Origin of the sequence: Holdemanella porci (genome assembly GCF_019052655.1) — a bacterium.
GTDB classification, from domain to species: domain Bacteria; phylum Bacillota_I; class Bacilli_A; order Erysipelotrichales; family Erysipelotrichaceae; genus Holdemanella; species Holdemanella hominis.
The window spans coordinates 18626-36334 of sequence record NZ_JAHQVB010000014.1 but is presented as its reverse complement, the minus strand read 5'-3'; the positions used below and the strand labels follow the sequence as shown (position 1 = coordinate 36334).

Genomic DNA, 17709 nt, shown 5'->3' with positions numbered 1-17709 from the left:
CCCCGAACTAGACCCCAAATGATTGCGCTAAAACCCTAAATGATTTTGGTTACCCCATTTGTATCACCCTAAACGATATCCATATCCATAGATTGTATGAATGTTTAAATTTGGAAGTTTTTTACGCAAACGACGCAAAGTATCATCTACGACACGATCACTACCAAAGTAGTTTTCATCCCAAACATTTTCAAGAATTTTATCACGTGAGAAGGCAATTCCTTTGTTTTTGATAAACATCATCAACAAGTCAAATTCCTTTGTCGTTAATTCAATTTCTACATTGTCCGCATAGATTTTTCGTTGTTCTTCATCCAATTCATATCCATCAATGCTAATGCGATTATTATCATCACGATAAGCACGCTTAATAATATTGTTGACTCTTAATACTAATTCTTTAGGTGAAAATGGTTTTGTGATATAGTCATCGCAGCCTTTCTCTAATCCAATAATACGGTCAAATTCTTTATCACGCGCAGACATAAAGATAACTGGCGTTTCTGGTCCTTGAAGACGAATTTCTTCAATCAAGTCAAAACCAGATTTGTCATCCAACATAATATCTAAGATCCACAAATGCACATCATCATCCGCAACATGTGCACTTGCCTCTTCGTATGTATAGTAAGAATGAACCTCATATCCTTCTTTTCGTAAGTATTGGGCAACTAGATTATTGATATCCTTCTCGTCTTCAACAATACTAATGACTCTTTTCATTGGGCCACCCTCTTTCTAAAAATTATTTTCTTCTAAGAAATCTGTAACACGCTTAACATATTGAGCACATAACTCATCTGTCTTCGCTTCCACCATGACACGAATCAATGGTTCTGTCCCACTTGGACGAACTAAGATACGTCCTTCATTTCCTAAATCATTCGCAACTGCATCTACAACTTCTTGTAGTTCTTTACTTTCTAGACATGCATTCTTATCTTTAACAGTCACATTCTTTAATAACTGTGGATAAATAAACAATCCTTCACTTAATTCCTTTAATGATTTTCCTGTAGCTTTCATGATTTCTAGAATCTTTAATGCCGTCATTAAACCATCACCCGTTACTTCATGTTCTAAGAAAATGATGTGTCCACTTTGTTCTCCACCAACCCAGTAGTCATTCTTCTGCATTTCTTCAAATACATACTTATCTCCTACTGCCGTTTGAATATAATCAATCTTATTGGCATCTAAAGCCTTATATAAACCTAGGTTTGCCATAACCGTTGTGACAACCATATTCTTGTTTAAATGATTGATTGATTTCATGTAGCGAGAACAAATATATAAGATGTAGTCTCCATCGCAAAGCTTTCCATCTGAATCCACCATGATCAAACGATCGGCATCGCCATCAAATGCCAAACCAATATCATAGTCCCCTTCACGCATCATTCTTTGTAGTCCTTCAGGATGTGTAGATCCACACTTATTGTTGATGTTGATTCCATTTGGTGAATTGCTGATGGCATCTACTGTAGCACCTAAAGAATCCAATGTTTCTACCGCCGTACTTGTCGCAGACCCATTTGCCAAGTCACAAAGAATCTTCATACCAGATAAATCTACAGGAACACATTCTTTTAACCAGCTCATATAGATTTCTAGTCCATCTTCCCATTCGAAATATTCTCCAATGTGATCTCCAGTCACTAGATCTAAATCGGTTAATCCATCCATAAATTTTTCAACTTCAATAAGAAGTTCTTCTTCCATCTTCTCTCCATTGTGGTTAAAACACTTGATTCCATTATCATAATACGGATTGTGACTTGCACTTACCATGATTCCACAATCAAAGCGTTCTTTACGAACCAAATAAGATATAGCCGGAGTTGGACATACACCTAATAAATAGACTTGAGCCCCCATGCTTGTAGCACCCGCCGCAAGACCTAATTCAAACATGTCTCCACTAAGTCTTGTATCTTTACCAATCAAGATTTTCGCATGTTTTTCTTTTCCATAATACCAGCCTAAATATTGTCCAATTTTAATGGACATATCCAAAGTTAAACCTTCATTCGCTCTTCCACGAACTCCATCTGTTCCAAAATACTTACCCATTACTCTGAATCCTCCTTGTCTGATGATGTATTTTTAGCTAATTTCACACTTGCATGTACTGTCTCTGGTGATAGTGTAACATTTACTCGATTACCCTTCGCATCATAAGCCGCCAACGCTGCATTAGCCTCAAAATCTTGAATTTGACCTGTACAGTCAATCAACGCCTTCACAATTCGAATTGAATTCAATTGATTCTGGCTTGCCGTAATCTTAACTGTCATCACATCTAATGTAGGTGTTTCAAAATCAGTTACCTTTTGATTTGATCCCACCAACAATTCTGGTTGGATTGTGAATGATTTTGTAACTTTTTTAGAAAGTGTAACATCAATTGTAGCAGGATCTACAACAGCTTCAATTTTTTCTGGCAAATTCTTTACCTTTAAATTGATGATATTTTCACCTTCCGAATATTTTTTCAAGTCAGCTACGACTTGCACACTACCCTTTGAACGGAATACCTGAATACTTGTCGCATCTCCAGTTAATGAAACATCTACTGTACTTGGCACACCAGCCACATCATATTTATCTGTATCTGCTAGTACTTCAACAGCTACATTTCTTAGATCCACAGTTGTTCTGGTATCGTTAAACAATTTTAAACTAATATCTTCATAGTTGATCACAACACAAATCATGATGGATAAAACCAAAGAAATAATTACAGATCCTTTTTTATCAAATAATACACGGTCTACGAGTTTACTAACTTTTTGAAATATCAAAGTCAGTAAACCACGCAACTCATTAAACCATACAGAAGGGCTCTTCTTATTTGGAGATTCCATGTTGACTGCCCTCCTTTTTCTGTTCATATAAATTCACAATTTCAATTGCCTTCACACGCTCATCCTTATTTGCGTCCTCAGTCTGCTTTTTAGCACGTTTGCCCATGGACTTGGCCTGAGACAACATAGGAACAAGAATTGAAGACGGATTTTGACTTGATTCTGTCACTAACATATTTGTTAGATAACGCTGTAAACCTTCTGGTGGATATTGCGTTAACTGGCCGTTGACCGCAACTGAAATATTTCCTGTTTCTTCACTCACAATAATTGTGATTGAGTCTGTAATTTCACTAATGCCGACAGCCGCTCTATGTCTTGCTCCATACTTACTAGGAAGATCCTTTGTGGTTGGAGGAAAATAAGCTGCTGCACACGCTATTTTATTCCCCTGAATAATAACGGCACCATCATGCATTGGTGTTCCATACTGAAATATTGTTCCTAATAATTCAGTTGAAACTTCTGAATCCATCACAATTCCTGTACGAATAAAATCGGACAAGCTCTGTGTTCTTTCAATAGAAATCAAGGCTCCTGTCTTTGATTTTGACATTTCTGCGCATGCCTCTACCAATTCATTGATCATTTGTTGAATTTGTGAAACGGAGACATCCGTTGTTAAGATGGCTGTTGTTTTACCAACTTTCTCCAACATACCACGAATTTCAGGTTGGAAAACAACCAAAATAACGACAACTCCCCAATTCAAGAACATTTCAATCAAATAATTTAAAGCATTTAAGCCTAGCCATACGGCTAAAGCCTTGATTAAAACGATAATCAATACACCCTTCACAAGTTGGATCGTACGTGAATTATTACGCACAATTCTTAGTCCAGAATATATCAATCCCCATACTACTAAAATATCCAATAATAATCGAATTAGGAATGTAATATCAGATAAGCTGAAACTCATCTAAAATACCCCCTTATTTTATTTATAAATTTTTTGAAATTAAATCACTTACTGAATCATACTCAACTTGAGCATGTGCTTTTACATCTTCATCTGCACACGACATAACTGAACCATGCACACCAAATTCAATCAACGGAATATCATTATGTCCATCACCAATTGTATATACATCTTCTTCTTTGATATTCGCATATTCAATCAAGAAATCTATACCTGTCGCTTTAGAAACCCCCTTTGGAACAATATCAACAACGAAATTATTTGGATAAGCAACAACTTGTTCATAATACAAATCATTGATTTTACTTGCCACTTCTAAAGCTGAATCTGTATCTTCCATTGATAATACGATCTGCGCAAAATGTGTCATATCCAACAACTCGGCTTCCGTAACATCTGGTTTTAAATTTGGATAACGATGATCCACTGCATCTGGCTGCAATACAATACGATGACGGTGAATTCCATCATTTACAACATAACTAATCACAGTGTCTAATTTTTTAACATTATGTAAAATGTCTACGCAAACATCAAAATTCAAATAATTCGACAACAAGACATCTCCATTTTCGCCAAAAACCATACCACCATTATTTGTGATCAAATAATCACATGGTAAATTAAATAATTTGATTTGCGCATCAATCGATTCTTTAGAACGACCCGTCACAATCACGAATTTGTTCCCCTTATTTTTCCATTCTTCAATCGATTTTAAATCTTCTGGCATTACATCCTGTGCATAACGTAATGTACCATCATAATCTGTAGCTAAAAGCTTCATGTATAATTCCTCAACTTTTCTATTTACCCTAATTTTATCACATACATTTAATAACAGGCAATATTACTATCCGTCCTTGATTCACATCCTGCAACATAGACACCATTTTCTAATCGAATAATGACTTGTCCACGTCCAAACATTGCTAATTCGGACTCTATTTCAATTTCATGACCACGTTTCTTTAATTCAGTAATTATATTCTCATCAAAGCCTGGCTCAACAATAAATTTCATATTCTCTATCCACTGAAATCGTTTGGCATCTAAAGCCATCTGTGGATTTAAATGAAAATCAATCATGTTTGTGACAACTTGCATATGTCCCTGTGGCTGCATATAACCGCCCATTACACCAAAAGGCCCAACAGGTTTATCATCTTTTGTCAAAAAACCAGGAATAATTGTATGATACGTCTTTTTATGAGGCATCAAGTAATTTACATGAGATGGATCTAAACTAAAATCATATCCACGATTTTGTAAGGAAACTCCATCTACGACAATGCCACTACCAAATCCCATATAGTTTGATTGAATATATGAAACCATATTGCCATCTTTATCTGCTGTGCACAAATAGACTGTACCGGAGCCATGCGGCTTATCTACCCTTGGTGGCAAAGCCAAATGACCAATTTGACTTGCTCTTTGTTTACCATAATCAACACTTATCAAATCATCCACTGGCATATTCATACATTTAGGATCTGTAACATATTCTTTGGCATCCGCAAAAGCCATTTTTAAAGCTTCCATCTGCGTATGAATACAATCCGCATCTCTTTCTTTAAATTGAAAATTATTTAAAACATTCAAAGCCATTAAAGCCACAATGCCCTGTCCATTAGGAGGTAATTCCCACACTTGATAGCCATGATAAGCTACATGAATTGGATTGACCCATTCAACCTTGTGATCTTCTAAATCTTGTTTTCGTAAGAATCCACCAAATCTTTTAGATTCTTCATCAATTCGATCTGCCAATTCTCCATAATACAAAGAATCTGTATTTGTATCAGCAATCTTTTCTAGTGCATCCGCAAGTTTTGGCATGCAAATCATCTGTCCTGGTTCAGGTGTTTTTCCATCAAAAGTAAAAGTATCATACCAGCTCTTAAACTCCTCACTATTTGGAATCGTATTTAATGCTTTTTTCCACATACGAGCAATCTCTGCACTGACTGGATATCCATTTCTTGCATAATCAATGGCAGGTTCTAATAACTTTTTAAACGGCAAAGAACCAAATCTTTCACTTAAAGCTTTCCAACCCTTTACTGCACCAGGCACCGTAACTGGAATCCATCCTCGTTTTGGAATTTCATCCACTTTATCTATCGAAATCGCATATGGAGAATGACCTGAACTGTTCATGCCATACATCTTATTTTTCATCCACACAATCGCAAATCCATCGGATCCAAGTCCATTTGAACATGGTTCTACAACCGTCAAACAAGCTGCCGTCGCAATGGCCGCATCTACGGCATTTCCACCCTGCATAAGCATTCTTAAACCAGCTTGTGTAGCTAAATTATTTCCTGTGCAGACAACTCCGTTTCGTGCAATCACATTCGTTCTTTTGGATGCGAATGGATTATCATAATAGTTAATTTCCATATCTTCATCACCGAGACAATTATACAAAAATTAGAGCAGACATTCCATCTGCTCTGATTTATTTATTCACTTTTTTTAAACCGGATAACTTTTCTACCTTATCCAATTTTTTATCATCCGCATTATGATTTTATTCTATTCATTTTCCTTAAGCATTTTCTCAAGTATGACCATATATGAGTATCTTTAAGTTCCATGATCTAGATTGGATGATATCCTTAACATTCCAAGTACTCTATCCTTTTTGTGATTATTCACTCAATAAAACCCTTTATCTAAATCCTATTTCCTTTTCTTGTTAAGTTCCACTGAATGTTTTTTCTAGAATTCCTCTAGCTTAACCTTTGGAGCCTTCTCTCCATAGCTTCAACTTTTTATAGTTAAAACTTTCCGTTTCAACCCTATGTTATTGTCATCTTCTCACCGCCCTCTTTTTGTCTCAAGAGAAGTTTTCTCTGCTCTTACTTCTCTTTGCACTTTCATTATAACCAACAAAATCAAAAAGAAAAGACAAGTGGTAAAACTCGCCTTTTTACTGGTAAAATCGGTTATTTCATCGATATCTTTCGTTTTTTTCCTCTCGAAACAGGAATCAGAACCTTGTTTATAAGCTCAACTTCATCTTTATACCAAGCCACAATATATTTAGAATTCACAATATAGGATACGTGTACTCGTAAAAAACCGAACTCTTTAAACACTTCTTCAAGTGCATTCATACTATCACGCTTATGAAAAACGCCTTTTTTTGTATAAAAATACACCATCTTTTCATTCTTTTCCAAATAGTAGATATCTTCATACGAAAGATTCATACGAACTCCATCATAATTAAATTCATATACATGACTTTGAATACATTGCGAACGAATCATTTGATCATAAGCTGAAATGTCATCTGCGATATTTTCTTTTGAAATATAGAACACACGACTTCTTTCATCATCGCCACGCGTCTTAATTGGATTTTCACACACATAAATCACAATCGCATTTGGATTATCATGTACAAATACACTTTCAATACGATTCGTCTTAAACATTTCATCAAACACAAATAATTGATACTCTTCTTTCTTCATCCGTTTTGCCAGATCACTCGCCTTTAAGTAATGACGAAAACACCAATCCTCATGCATAAACAATTTAGATAATTGAAAAACGATGTCCTTAGTTTCTTTTTCATATTCTAATATGGCTACTTTTATCATACTTATAATTATAAAGAGTGAACGCATTTTTATCAAATGTAAACCATTTCAAAATATTATTCTTTAAAGTCACGAATTAAAATCAAATCCTTAACAATTTCTTTTGCGCTAATTGATAAAATGATTTCTCCCTTTTCTTTAGTCGCACCCTTTGGATCTCCACCAATCCCAATTGGTTTTTGCTGCTCAGTTACCCAATCCGATGCAAGCCAAGACAAATGTGCTTTCATAGCTGTATTTTTAGGAATACCCTTTTCACTTGTTTCTAACTTAACTAAACTTTCATCAATTGCCATGACCATGGAAGTTTCCATTTCTCCACCATGAAAATCAAAAGTATTCCCTTTAGAAATTGTTGCCTTTACAGCTGGATGATCAAAGGCTCCTGAGTTTAATACAAATGGATACACTTTAAAATCGCTTCTTACTTCTCTAGAAATCAAATTTGCGACCGGTGCATTTCCACCATGACATACAAGAAAAGCCAATTTTTTAAAGCCATGATGAGCTAGACTTTCACATAAGTCATACAACATATGATAGTAAGTCATAGGTTTAAATGTAATAGAGCCACAAAACTCTTTATGTTCCGTACTCAATCCAACTGGAATGACTGGAAACAACAATAAATGTATGTCCTCATCCTTTAACTCTTTTTCAATATAGTCACACATGGCTGTGGCAATGAGTGTATCCGTACCAAGTGGTGCTTGATTTCCATGTTGTTCTAATGCACCTAATGGAATCAAAACAATTGTGTTTTCTCGATCGACTTGTTCCATTTCTAAACGTGTTAATTCTTGATACTTACAAATCATACTTATTTTGCCTCATAAATAAACTTAAAGCTTGGACGAATGGCAGACAATCTTTCCATCAAGAAATATCCAATGATATAGTTAGCTGAGATTTTGATCAAGTTAAATGGAATTGTCGCAAATGCAATAAATGAAATTAAATCTTTAATACTTGGATTTACAGAACCTACCATTTGCACAACAGAATCTAACGGCATTCCCATAGCTTTGGCATATAGTGGCAAAGTAATACATGCATTACAGAAACATGCGAATACAGTACGAATTAGAATTCCAACAATTAAAGAGACAATAACAGCTTTTCTTGTCTTATTCATCTTCTTGTACACAAACCATGTTGGTAAAATAAATAGAGCAATTCCTAAAAGATTTGCGAGTTCACCCACATAAGCTGTATTTGTTCCTACAGTCACTACTTTTACAATCAATTTAATAACTTCAACTAAAGTGGCAGATACAGGTCCTAGACTAAATAGGGCAATAATACTTGGTACATCACTAAAATCAATCTTGTAGAATGGTGGCATCATTGGTAAAGAAAATTCCAGTGACATCAATGCCCCGGCAAGACCTGCAAGCATCGCCGTTAATACAATTGTTTGAACATTCCATTTTTTCATCTTTTTACCTCCTTTTGATTCGGATAAGCTCTTCCAAAAGGAAAACCCCAAGAAAAATCTTCTCGGGGTCTAAAAAATACAAAAAATACTTTTGTGTCTTCTACCATCCAGACTATACTGTCGGTCTTGGAATTACACCAAGTCAGCCACTTGCGTGGGTCGCGGACTTTTACCGCCGGTAGGGAATTGCACCCTGCCCCGAAGAACTCATTGAATCTATGTTCGCAAATAAAATAACACACTTATTTTCATTATGCAATTAATTTGTTTATTTTTTCACAATGTGACTATTTTTCACCTTTCATCTCAAATAAGATATCTCTTAGTTGCGCCGCTCTTTCGAAATCTAAAGTACGAGCTGCCTCTTTCATTTCCTGCTCTAATTCTTGGATCATCTTTTCCTTTTGTTTTGCCGGCAACTTTTTCTTCTTCAAATACTTAGCCGCCATTTCCTTAGTTTCCTTAGAACGAACTACATCGTGGATTGGTTTAATGATTGTCTTAGGAACAATACCATGTTTTTCATTGTATTCCATCTGAATCGATCTACGTCTTGCGGTTTCATCTATGGCTTCTTGCATACTTTCCGTAATTTTGTCGGCATACATAATAACTTTACCTTTGGCATTACGTGCCGCACGACCAATAATCTGAATCAATGATCGTCTTGATCTTAAGAAACCTTCTTTATCCGCATCTAATATCGCAATCAAGCTGACTTCCGGAATATCCAAACCTTCCCTTAATAAGTTGATACCTACAAGTACATCGTATTTTCCTTGGCGTAAATCATGAATGATCTCCGTACGTTCAATCGTTGTAACTTCATGGTGTAGCCACGCTACTTTTAAATCCATATTCTTTAAATAGGAAGTTAAATCTTCAGCCATACGAACCGTTAGCGTCGTAATCAGAGTTCTTTCATGTTTTTCAAGGCGCTCCTTGATTTCATCTACTAAGTCATCAATTTGACCTTCAATAGGACGTACTTCGACTTCCGGGTCTAAAAGACCTGTTGGACGAATGATTTGTTCAACAATTTCCCCATGCGTTTGATCCAGTTCATAATCTCCAGGTGTTGCAGATACAAAGATGGCATTTTTAATCAACCCCTCAAATTCATTAAAACGCAAAGGTCGATTATCTAAAGCACTTGGAAGTCTAAAGCCATAATCCACCAATATTTGTTTTCTTGCGCGGTCTCCATTATACATGCCACGAATTTGTGGTAAAGAAACATGACTTTCATCTACCACAAGCAAGAAATCATCTGGAAAATAATCAAATAGTGTATACGGTTTTTCGCCTGGTTTTCTGCCATCAATATGCCTTGAATAGTTTTCAATACCTGGACATACGCCAAATTCCCTTAATGCTTCTATATCATAACGACACCTTTGTTCCAAACGCTCTTTTTCTAATGGTTTATCCTGCTCATCAAAATAAGCCAATCTTTCATCCAATTCTTCTTGAATTGTGTCTGCTGCATGATTGATGATATCCATACTTGTCGCATAGCCATTGGCCGGATAAATAATATACAGCTGATAAGATTGATTGACATGTCCTGTTACTGGATCGACTTCACAAATTCTTTCCACTTCATCATCAAACATTTCAATACGAATTAAATAACGATCTGTATGACCTGGTGTGATTTCAATGACATCCCCACGTACTCTAAAAGTCCCTCTTAATGGATCTGTATCATTACGCTTATATTGTTGATGTACTAACGCTAGCATCAATTCATTTCTTTCAATGATCTGTCCGCTTCTTAAAGTAAAGATCATATGACGATATTGTTCTGGATTACTAGCACCATAAATAGAGGCAACACTAGCTACAATAATCGTATCTCTTCTTTCTAAAACACTATTTACAGCTGCCATTCTAAGCATATCCAATTCTTCATTGGTCTTTGTGTTTTTATCAATATATGTATCTGTTTTTGGCAAATAGGCTTCTGGCTGGTAATAATCAAAATAAGAGACGAAATATTCCACACGATTATGTGGAAAAAATTCTTTAAATTCGGAATACAACTGTCCCGCCAAAGTTTTATTATGTGCAAACACCAAGGTTGGTCGATTCACTTGGGCAATCACATTCGAAATTGTAAATGTTTTTCCAGTTCCTGTAGCTCCCAACAGTACTTGAAATTTTTTATCTTCTTTTAAACCAGAAACCAATTCCCTAATAGCTTCTGGCTGATCTCCACTCGGTTTATATTCAGATACTAATTCAAACTGATTTTTCATACGTTCACATCCTTCTTCTCCATTATATACAAAAAGTAGGTTTATACCTACTTTTGTGCCTCTTCTATCGCTTTTTGTCTTTGCGTATCATCACTTGGTGTTCCATTCATCTTCAACAATACTTTTTCCATCAAAAGATCCCACGTCTTTTTATCACAATCTCCCGTTACTTCTAAACGATTGTCCTGTTGAAAACTTGCCAAAGCTTGAGAGCTGGTATTTGAAAAATATGTATCTGTTCGATCCACATCATATCCTAAATACTTCAGATATACTTGTAAAGCTTGGGCATTATCATCCACGCTGTCTTTTTTGATGACATCCTTTTTCTTGACTTTATAATAGGACGTTGTCTTCACTTCTCCAAGTTTTACTTCAATATCTGGTTTAAAACCCTTCTTGTTGATACTTGTACCTTTTGGCGTATACCAACGTGCCACTGTATACTTAAAACTTGTTCCATCTGAGAATGGTACTGTAACTTGTTCGGTACCTTTACCGTAAGATGTTGTTCCTACCGTAATCACTGTATCCCCTAAATTATCTTTTAAAGCACCAATCAAAACTTCGGCTGCACTTGCCGTATTTTCATTTTGTAGAACAATAATTTTACCCATTTTTACTTGATTGAATTCATCTTTTGCCATTTCTTTAGTAAACTTGCCATCTTTATCTTTTTCCTTGAAGACAACTGACTTTTTGGGAATCAAAGAACTTGAAATTTCCAATGCCGCATTTAAATAGCCGCCACCATTATTACGTAAATCTAAGACCAACTTTTTGATCCCCGCTTCTTGTAGGCGAGACATTGCCTTTGAGAAATCTTTGCCACTATTTTCTGAGAAACTCGTTAGAATAATTTCTCCATAACCTTCGTATACGTTACATACGACCGTTGAATCAAAAGTACCTGGAATCAAATTTGTCGTATATTCTTTTCCATCACGAAGATATTTTGTTTTAACATTCTGCCCTTCATGCGCCTTAATATATTTAATGATTGTGTCTGAATCATTTTCACTACATTTTAAATCATCTAATGAAATGATTTCATCTTGGGGTTTTAAGCCTTTCTTATCCGCTGTTGAATTGATGTATACGTTGGATACGACGAAGTTTTTACTTTCATTTAAATAAAAAGAGATCCCTAATCCTACATTACTTCCTTCAAGACTGCTTGAAAAGACTCTGGCTTGTTCTAAGTCAAAATAGTTTGTATGAACATCTTGATCTAGAGTTGTCATTCCATCAATAGCTTGTTCCATAAGTTTGGAATCCAAATTTTTGATTTTATTCGAATAATACCAATCTGAATTCAAAATTGAATAAATGGTATCAAATTTTTCTTGTTCTTTACTATTTCCTGTCGTTTTTTTATTTAAAATAGCTGGTACACTTATGCCTGCGCCAAAACATGCAATGCATAGTAGTGTAATCAATATTGTTTGACTTTTTTTTCTCATAAGCTCATCCTATTCTAAAACAAAATGGGACGAATCATTCGCCCCAATAATTCCATATAGAAAGTATACGAAACAATCCTTTATTCTGCAATGTTTTTATCGTTTCATTTTCAAATATTTTCTTACCGCAAACAAGGATGCGAACCCACCAATCAAGGCTCCCGCAAGAATGATAGAGAGTCCTACTTGAAAGCTGATTGTACTTGGTTTAAATAGGGCAAACATAGGTGTGAATAGTTTTCCGTCTAAACTTTCGTACAGCTTTTCATATCCAAAATGCACCAATAAATATGGAATGATAGATCCAATTAGTCCAATAAAAATACCTTCGACAATGAATGGATTACTGATGAAACCATTCGTTGCACCTACTGTACGCATAATAATGATTTCATCACTTCTTGAATCAATTGTCGTTCGAATCGCGTTATAAATCAAATATAAAGACAATAGAGTCAATAAAGCAACAATGCCTAAACCAATCTTTTGAATCATATTCAACATGTCTACTAAGCTTGTAACGCTGTCTCCTCCAAAAGCTGTGCTGGATACGCCATCAATTTTTTGAATCTGCACACTTGTTTTACGGATAGAAGAAGCATTCTTTACATAAACAAAGAAAGCATTGGATAAGGGATTTGTTTCTCCTCGATAAGCTTTAAAAGCATCTCCCTTTTCTTTGATCATAAGTTCAAGTTCATCATCTTTAGAGGATACTTCTACCTTTGAAACATTCTTCAATTTAGATATTTCACTCTGAATACTTGATATAGCTGTTTCATCATCGATATCCTCATTTAAAATAACGTGAATACTCAAATCTTTTTGAACATCATTCGAAAAATAATTAACGTGTAATCCAATAATCAATATCGAACCAATCAAAAGTAGGGTAATGCCAATGGCACTAATGGCAGAAAAGCACAACATAATATGTCTTTTCATTTGGAGAAAGGCATACTTCAATTCGTATAAAAAAGTACGTAAACCTTTCATCATAAACTCTTATACCCACCTTTATTCGAATCGTGAATCACATATCCTTTGTCTAACATAATCGTACGTTTTTTAAAGCGGTCAACCAATACTTTATCATGTGTAACCATCATGATTGTTGTATCTAGTTTTTGGTTGATTTTTTCTAATAATGAAATAATTTCTAAACTCTTTTCGGGATCTAGATTTCCTGTTGGTTCATCTGCAATCAAAACTTTTGGTTTATTCGCAATGGCACGGCCAATCGTTACACGCTGTTGTTGTCCTCCAGATAATTCGTCTGGATAACTTCTAGCCTTTTCTTTCAAATCAACAAGCTCTAATACTTCCATTACACGTTTACGAATTTGTTTGCGTGGCATACCCACAACTTCTAGGGCAAAGGCAATATTTTCAAAGACAGTTAATTTTGGAAGTAAACGATAATCTTGAAATACGCAGCCAACATTACGTCTATAGTATGGAACTTTTCTATGTTTTAAGGCCCCTACATTAATACCATCTACAATAACTGCACCTTCATCTGGAACTTCTTCTCCATTTAGCACTTTGATCAATGTAGATTTACCAGAACCTGTGGCTCCAATCACATAAACAAATTCACCTTTATCAATATGTAAATTTACATGATTTAAAGCATGTACTCCATTGGGATATGCTTTTGAAACATCTTTTAAATCAATCATAATGTTCCTCCTAACTAAAGAACTTTTCTGGTCTTTCCCTGCAAGGCGCTGCTTTGCCAGCTTCACAAGAAGTACCTGTGCCTGACCAGCCTGTTCCCCACGCAAAATCAGCACCCGCACTAAAACGAGCTACCGCATCACTTACAGACATTGAACCTAGATTATAGACTTCAATATGTGTATGTGGCCCACTTGAATTTCCTGAATTTCCCGATAACGCGATTGCTTGACCTTGTGAAACACTTTGTCCTGCACTTACGTAGATTGTTTGCGACAAGTGACAGAAACTTACGGCATAAAGTGTATCGTTCACATTACACAACATTTCTATTGTGTTTCCACCACCATAAGGATATCCTGACCAGTTACCCAAATAGCCTGAGTTGCTTCCTACAGGGGCTGCGGCATATAAAATCACACCACTTGCTGGAGCTACTACAGTTGTACCAATTGGAGCTGCCCAATCTAGTCCTAAGTGCATGCCTCCACCAGGATATGCCCAGGTACCAGCACTTTTGCTTCCACCTTGTACAGGATGTATAAATCCAGATACGGATTCAATCGATCCTGAGAAGTTTGTTGAAATCACAAAGTCTCGAATGCTATTCATGTCCACTTGTGCGGAACGTTTCTGTGCTTCTAATTCTGTAATTTTTTTCTGATATTCTTCAACCAGTTTATTATAAGATTCCTCTAATTTACTGGCCTGCTGTTTTTGCGATTCTAATTCTGCCTTTTGACTTTTTGCGTCTTCATCTAAACGTTTTTGTTCATCTTGCTGCAAAACAAGTTCTTTCTTTAATTTATTTAACTTTTTAATTTGCGACTGATCATCTTCTGTGATTCTTTCAACTCCAGAAATACGACGTAGCATATCACTTAAACTATCCGATCCCATGATCAAGTCTATAATCATATTGGTTCCAATCGTTGTTTGTTCATTTTTCATACGATTTTCGATTTGTGCGTTCCAAGCATCAATTTCAGCTTGTTTTGCCTGAATCTTCTCTTCCAATTCTTTAATGTTGTTTTCAATCAACTCAATCGATTTTTCTTTTTCACTTATCTGCGTTTGTAAATTGGAAACCAATTCTTTTTGTTCCTTGGCAAGCTGCTCCATTTTTGTCGTATCACTCTGCAAAGAAGCTATGCTCGAAGTATAAGCTTCAATACTGTTTTGCAGACTTTGTTTACGATTCTTCTGATATTCCTGAAATCCCTGACAAGCTTTTACGCCAGCTTGTGAAGTTTGTGCCTGACTACACTTGGCATACCAGGCTTCTGTATCGGAATAGTCTTCTGCTGAAACAGGCATGATTAATGAGCAGGCCATAGCTAAACTTAGAAAACCTGCACAGAATTTATATTTTCTCATCGTGTCCACCTCAAATATTTTCTAACGGCTAAATAACTTCCTAGCATTCCTACAACCATTCCAATCAAAAGAATGCCGCCCGAAGTACAAAGTACGAATGGATATGGTTTCAGCATACTCATCATGTCACTAAAAAACATACCATTCATTACGTGGTAAAGTCCTGTATAGCCAAATATACAAATCAAAACAGGGCCTAATGCACCCCAAAAGCCAATAAAGATTCCTTCTAATACAAACGGTAAAGAAATATACCAGTTATAGGCACCAACTGTTCGCATGATCGCAATCTCATCTTTTCGTACTAAAATTGTCATTTTAATAGTATTTCGAATCAAGAATACGGCAATCAAAACCATCAATCCAACAAAGACACTTCCCCATACACGGATATTTTTAAACAGTTGAATCATCGTGTTGATAGCACTACCTCCATATGTAGCTTGAACAACACCATCCATTTTAGAAATTTTCTTTGTCACTTTTGAAATTTTTGTGTTGTCTTTTAATTCCACATTCAAAACGTCATATAAAGGGTTCTTGTCCTCTCCCTTATATTGTTTAAACATCGCCCCATTTTCTTTGATCAACGCATCCAATTCCTCTTCTTTACTTGAATACGTTACTTTTTTTACGGAAGCAAGAGATGAAATTGAATCGGATAATTCACTAATTTCTTCATCTTCTAGTGTTGGATTTAAAGAGACTTGAATCATAAATTCACTTTCAATTTGACTCGTAAATCCTCCGACATTCATATAAATCACAAATATAAACAAAGCCATTAATAAAGCAATGCCAATCGATACAATGGAAGAAAAGGTCATCAAGAAATGACGGTGCATATCTTTATTGGCACTGTGTACTAGTCTTGGTAAACTCTTAAAAAACAGTAACATTTTTATCACCTACATCACTAATTATAACATATCTATCAAATCAACCTACAAATCACAAAATTTCACATACACCTTCATTCTAATCTTTCCATGTGAAAATAACATTAAAGTCGCTAATTTTCTCAAAAAATGATATATTTTTCTTATAGTTTTTATAAAAAGGGGAAAATTAAAATGTACATATTTGAAGATTTAATAGGCTATATCTTCTTAGCATCTTTATTAGGGATTATTTTAACTATTATTATTGGTCCTTTTGTTTACCTTACGATTTACATAAGGAATAAAAGAGAAGAAAAAGCCATTGAATTAAATAACAATCTCAAAAGAGAATTTACCAATAAATATCAATTAGATATAATGCCGAGCAACGCAATTATCGAGAGCACAGAAGAATGTTATGCAGAAAATTATTATCAATTAAATTTTCCACATTGGAAATTTGAAAATATGAATAAAACAAAAGATAATCGCATGAACAATAATTATATTGTCTGGGAAGATAGTTATCTCTATATTGACAACTATTTAATATCTTTTGATAATCCATTATCCCTAATGGACTGTATCTATCACTTACGAAATAATAGCGTTGAAATAAAGAAATCTTTTTACGAAATTGAAAAGATAAATAAAGAAAAGAGTAAATTTGAATATAGCAACACCCTCCTGTCAATTACAGATTTAATCAGACTATATAGTTCAAAGCCTACAGATTTTGAGTATTATTGTGCAAATATTTTTAAAAAAATAGGCTTTGAAGCTGTAGTAACTCCGCCAACTAACGATGGAGGATATGATATAAAGTTATTGAAGAACAACAATATATTCGCTTTAGTTGAATGCAAGTTATTTGATAAAACAAAAGTTGGACGACCATTAATCCAAAAACTTGTTGGAGCTAGTGTCACAGAAAAAGCCAATAACTTGATTTTTATAACGACAAGTGATTTTTCAAATGAAGCAATAGAATACGCTAATGCCACTCACGTTCAACTTATTAACGGCGAAAATCTAATCAAATTATCCGAACGTGTCTATCATAGTGACAACAAAAATTATTTTGATGAAGATTCTGTAAGACTTGATATTCAAGACTTCTTAGAATACATACCAAAAGATATTTTAGCAATCTGCTATGATAATATGTAATCATTAAAAAGAATCCCGAAAAATCGG

Annotated in this window: 16 protein-coding genes and 1 riboswitch; of the genes, 1 reads left to right on the top strand and 15 read right to left on the bottom strand. The window is 35.1% G+C overall.

Translation table 11 applies throughout. The features are described 5' to 3' along the window. Nucleotides 1-63: 63 nt before the first annotated feature. From KTQ83_RS04335 to ftsX (KTQ83_RS04265), 15 genes are all read right to left on the bottom strand, one after another. On the bottom strand, nt 64-723 hold the full coding sequence (locus KTQ83_RS04335; protein ID WP_117570991.1) for a response regulator transcription factor: 660 nt from the start codon (nt 721-723) through the stop codon (nt 64-66). Nucleotides 724-738: 15 nt separating this feature from the next. Continuing rightward, a complete protein-coding gene (glmM, locus tag KTQ83_RS04330) occupies nt 739-2073 on the bottom strand; it encodes a phosphoglucosamine mutase (RefSeq protein ID WP_217256095.1) in 1335 nt (444 codons plus the stop codon). Next, nucleotides 2073-2867, bottom strand: a complete 795-nt coding sequence (locus KTQ83_RS04325) for a CdaR family protein (RefSeq protein ID WP_117925568.1) — start codon at nt 2865-2867, stop codon at nt 2073-2075. The genes glmM and KTQ83_RS04325 overlap by 1 nt, the downstream gene beginning before the upstream one ends. Next, nucleotides 2851-3789, bottom strand: a complete 939-nt coding sequence (gene cdaA / locus KTQ83_RS04320; RefSeq protein WP_117925567.1) for a diadenylate cyclase CdaA — start codon at nt 3787-3789, stop codon at nt 2851-2853. The genes KTQ83_RS04325 and cdaA overlap by 17 nt, the downstream gene beginning before the upstream one ends. Nucleotides 3790-3811: 22 nt before the next feature. Continuing rightward, on the bottom strand, nt 3812-4579 hold the full coding sequence (locus KTQ83_RS04315) for an HAD-IIB family hydrolase (RefSeq protein WP_199593202.1): 768 nt from the start codon (nt 4577-4579) through the stop codon (nt 3812-3814). 47 nt (nt 4580-4626) lie between these two features. Then, nucleotides 4627-6201 carry a gamma-glutamyltransferase family protein gene (locus tag KTQ83_RS04310; RefSeq protein WP_217256094.1) on the bottom strand — a complete coding sequence of 525 codons (1575 nt, stop codon included), beginning with the start codon at nt 6199-6201 and terminating at the stop codon, nt 4627-4629. Nucleotides 6202-6749: 548 nt separating this feature from the next. After that, nucleotides 6750-7412 carry a LytR/AlgR family response regulator transcription factor gene (locus KTQ83_RS04305; protein WP_117925564.1) on the bottom strand — a complete coding sequence of 221 codons (663 nt, stop codon included), beginning with the start codon at nt 7410-7412 and terminating at the stop codon, nt 6750-6752. 56 nt (nt 7413-7468) lie between these two features. After that, complete coding sequence (locus KTQ83_RS04300; protein ID WP_217256093.1) at nt 7469-8230, bottom strand: creatininase family protein; 762 nt, start codon at nt 8228-8230, stop codon at nt 7469-7471. Nucleotides 8231-8232: 2 nt separating this feature from the next. Then, nucleotides 8233-8850, bottom strand: a complete 618-nt coding sequence (locus KTQ83_RS04295; RefSeq protein WP_244975768.1) for an ECF transporter S component — start codon at nt 8848-8850, stop codon at nt 8233-8235. Between the two features lie 91 nt (nt 8851-8941). After that, nucleotides 8942-9060, bottom strand: a riboswitch (FMN riboswitch). A gap of 77 nt (nt 9061-9137) precedes the next feature. Further along, entirely contained in the window at nt 9138-11111 is a 1974-nt protein-coding gene (gene uvrB / locus KTQ83_RS04290; RefSeq protein WP_117925561.1) for an excinuclease ABC subunit UvrB, read from the bottom strand. A gap of 47 nt (nt 11112-11158) precedes the next feature. Next, nucleotides 11159-12574 carry a S41 family peptidase gene (locus KTQ83_RS04285; protein ID WP_217256091.1) on the bottom strand — a complete coding sequence of 472 codons (1416 nt, stop codon included), beginning with the start codon at nt 12572-12574 and terminating at the stop codon, nt 11159-11161. A 96-nt stretch (nt 12575-12670) separates the two neighbouring features. After that, nucleotides 12671-13573 (bottom strand): permease-like cell division protein FtsX, encoded by a 903-nt coding sequence (ftsX, locus tag KTQ83_RS04280; protein WP_227402829.1) that lies wholly within the window; start codon nt 13571-13573, stop codon nt 12671-12673. Continuing rightward, nucleotides 13570-14256 (bottom strand): cell division ATP-binding protein FtsE, encoded by a 687-nt coding sequence (ftsE, locus tag KTQ83_RS04275; RefSeq protein WP_117925559.1) that lies wholly within the window; start codon nt 14254-14256, stop codon nt 13570-13572. The genes ftsX (KTQ83_RS04280) and ftsE overlap by 4 nt, the downstream gene beginning before the upstream one ends. Before the next feature lie 10 nt (nt 14257-14266). Further along, nucleotides 14267-15631 carry a murein hydrolase activator EnvC family protein gene (locus tag KTQ83_RS04270; RefSeq protein ID WP_186998944.1) on the bottom strand — a complete coding sequence of 455 codons (1365 nt, stop codon included), beginning with the start codon at nt 15629-15631 and terminating at the stop codon, nt 14267-14269. After that, nucleotides 15628-16530: a permease-like cell division protein FtsX gene (gene ftsX, locus KTQ83_RS04265; RefSeq protein ID WP_186998945.1), complete on the bottom strand. Its 903-nt coding sequence runs from the start codon at nt 16528-16530 to the stop codon at nt 15628-15630. The genes KTQ83_RS04270 and ftsX (KTQ83_RS04265) overlap by 4 nt, the downstream gene beginning before the upstream one ends. Nucleotides 16531-16704: 174 nt before the next feature. Here ftsX (KTQ83_RS04265) and KTQ83_RS04260 point away from each other — a divergent pair, with 174 nt between their 5' ends. Continuing rightward, nucleotides 16705-17682: a restriction endonuclease gene (locus KTQ83_RS04260; protein WP_186998946.1), complete on the top strand. Its 978-nt coding sequence runs from the start codon at nt 16705-16707 to the stop codon at nt 17680-17682. Nucleotides 17683-17709: the final 27 nt, after the last annotated feature.

Bases quoted from the DNA above. Each gene is read 5' to 3' on its own strand.
- KTQ83_RS04335 (WP_117570991.1), bottom strand. From the start codon at position 723: ATGAAAAGAGTCATTAGTATTGTTGAAGACGAGAAGGATATCAATAAT.
- glmM (WP_217256095.1), bottom strand. From the start codon at position 2,073: ATGGGTAAGTATTTTGGAACAGATGGAGTTCGTGGAAGAGCGAATGAA.
- KTQ83_RS04325 (WP_117925568.1), bottom strand. From the start codon at position 2,867: ATGGAATCTCCAAATAAGAAGAGCCCTTCTGTATGGTTTAATGAGTTG.
- cdaA (WP_117925567.1), bottom strand. From the start codon at position 3,789: ATGAGTTTCAGCTTATCTGATATTACATTCCTAATTCGATTATTATTG.
- KTQ83_RS04315 (WP_199593202.1), bottom strand. From the start codon at position 4,579: ATGAAGCTTTTAGCTACAGATTATGATGGTACATTACGTTATGCACAG.
- KTQ83_RS04310 (WP_217256094.1), bottom strand. From the start codon at position 6,201: ATGGAAATTAACTATTATGATAATCCATTCGCATCCAAAAGAACGAAT.
- KTQ83_RS04305 (WP_117925564.1), bottom strand. From the start codon at position 7,412: ATGATAAAAGTAGCCATATTAGAATATGAAAAAGAAACTAAGGACATC.
- KTQ83_RS04300 (WP_217256093.1), bottom strand. From the start codon at position 8,230: ATGATTTGTAAGTATCAAGAATTAACACGTTTAGAAATGGAACAAGTC.
- KTQ83_RS04295 (WP_244975768.1), bottom strand. From the start codon at position 8,850: ATGAAAAAATGGAATGTTCAAACAATTGTATTAACGGCGATGCTTGCA.
- uvrB (WP_117925561.1), bottom strand. From the start codon at position 11,111: ATGAAAAATCAGTTTGAATTAGTATCTGAATATAAACCGAGTGGAGAT.
- KTQ83_RS04285 (WP_217256091.1), bottom strand. From the start codon at position 12,574: ATGAGAAAAAAAAGTCAAACAATATTGATTACACTACTATGCATTGCA.
- ftsX (WP_227402829.1), bottom strand. From the start codon at position 13,573: ATGATGAAAGGTTTACGTACTTTTTTATACGAATTGAAGTATGCCTTT.
- ftsE (WP_117925559.1), bottom strand. From the start codon at position 14,256: ATGATTGATTTAAAAGATGTTTCAAAAGCATATCCCAATGGAGTACAT.
- KTQ83_RS04270 (WP_186998944.1), bottom strand. From the start codon at position 15,631: ATGAGAAAATATAAATTCTGTGCAGGTTTTCTAAGTTTAGCTATGGCC.
- ftsX (WP_186998945.1), bottom strand. From the start codon at position 16,530: ATGTTACTGTTTTTTAAGAGTTTACCAAGACTAGTACACAGTGCCAAT.
- KTQ83_RS04260 (WP_186998946.1), top strand. From the start codon at position 16,705: ATGTACATATTTGAAGATTTAATAGGCTATATCTTCTTAGCATCTTTA.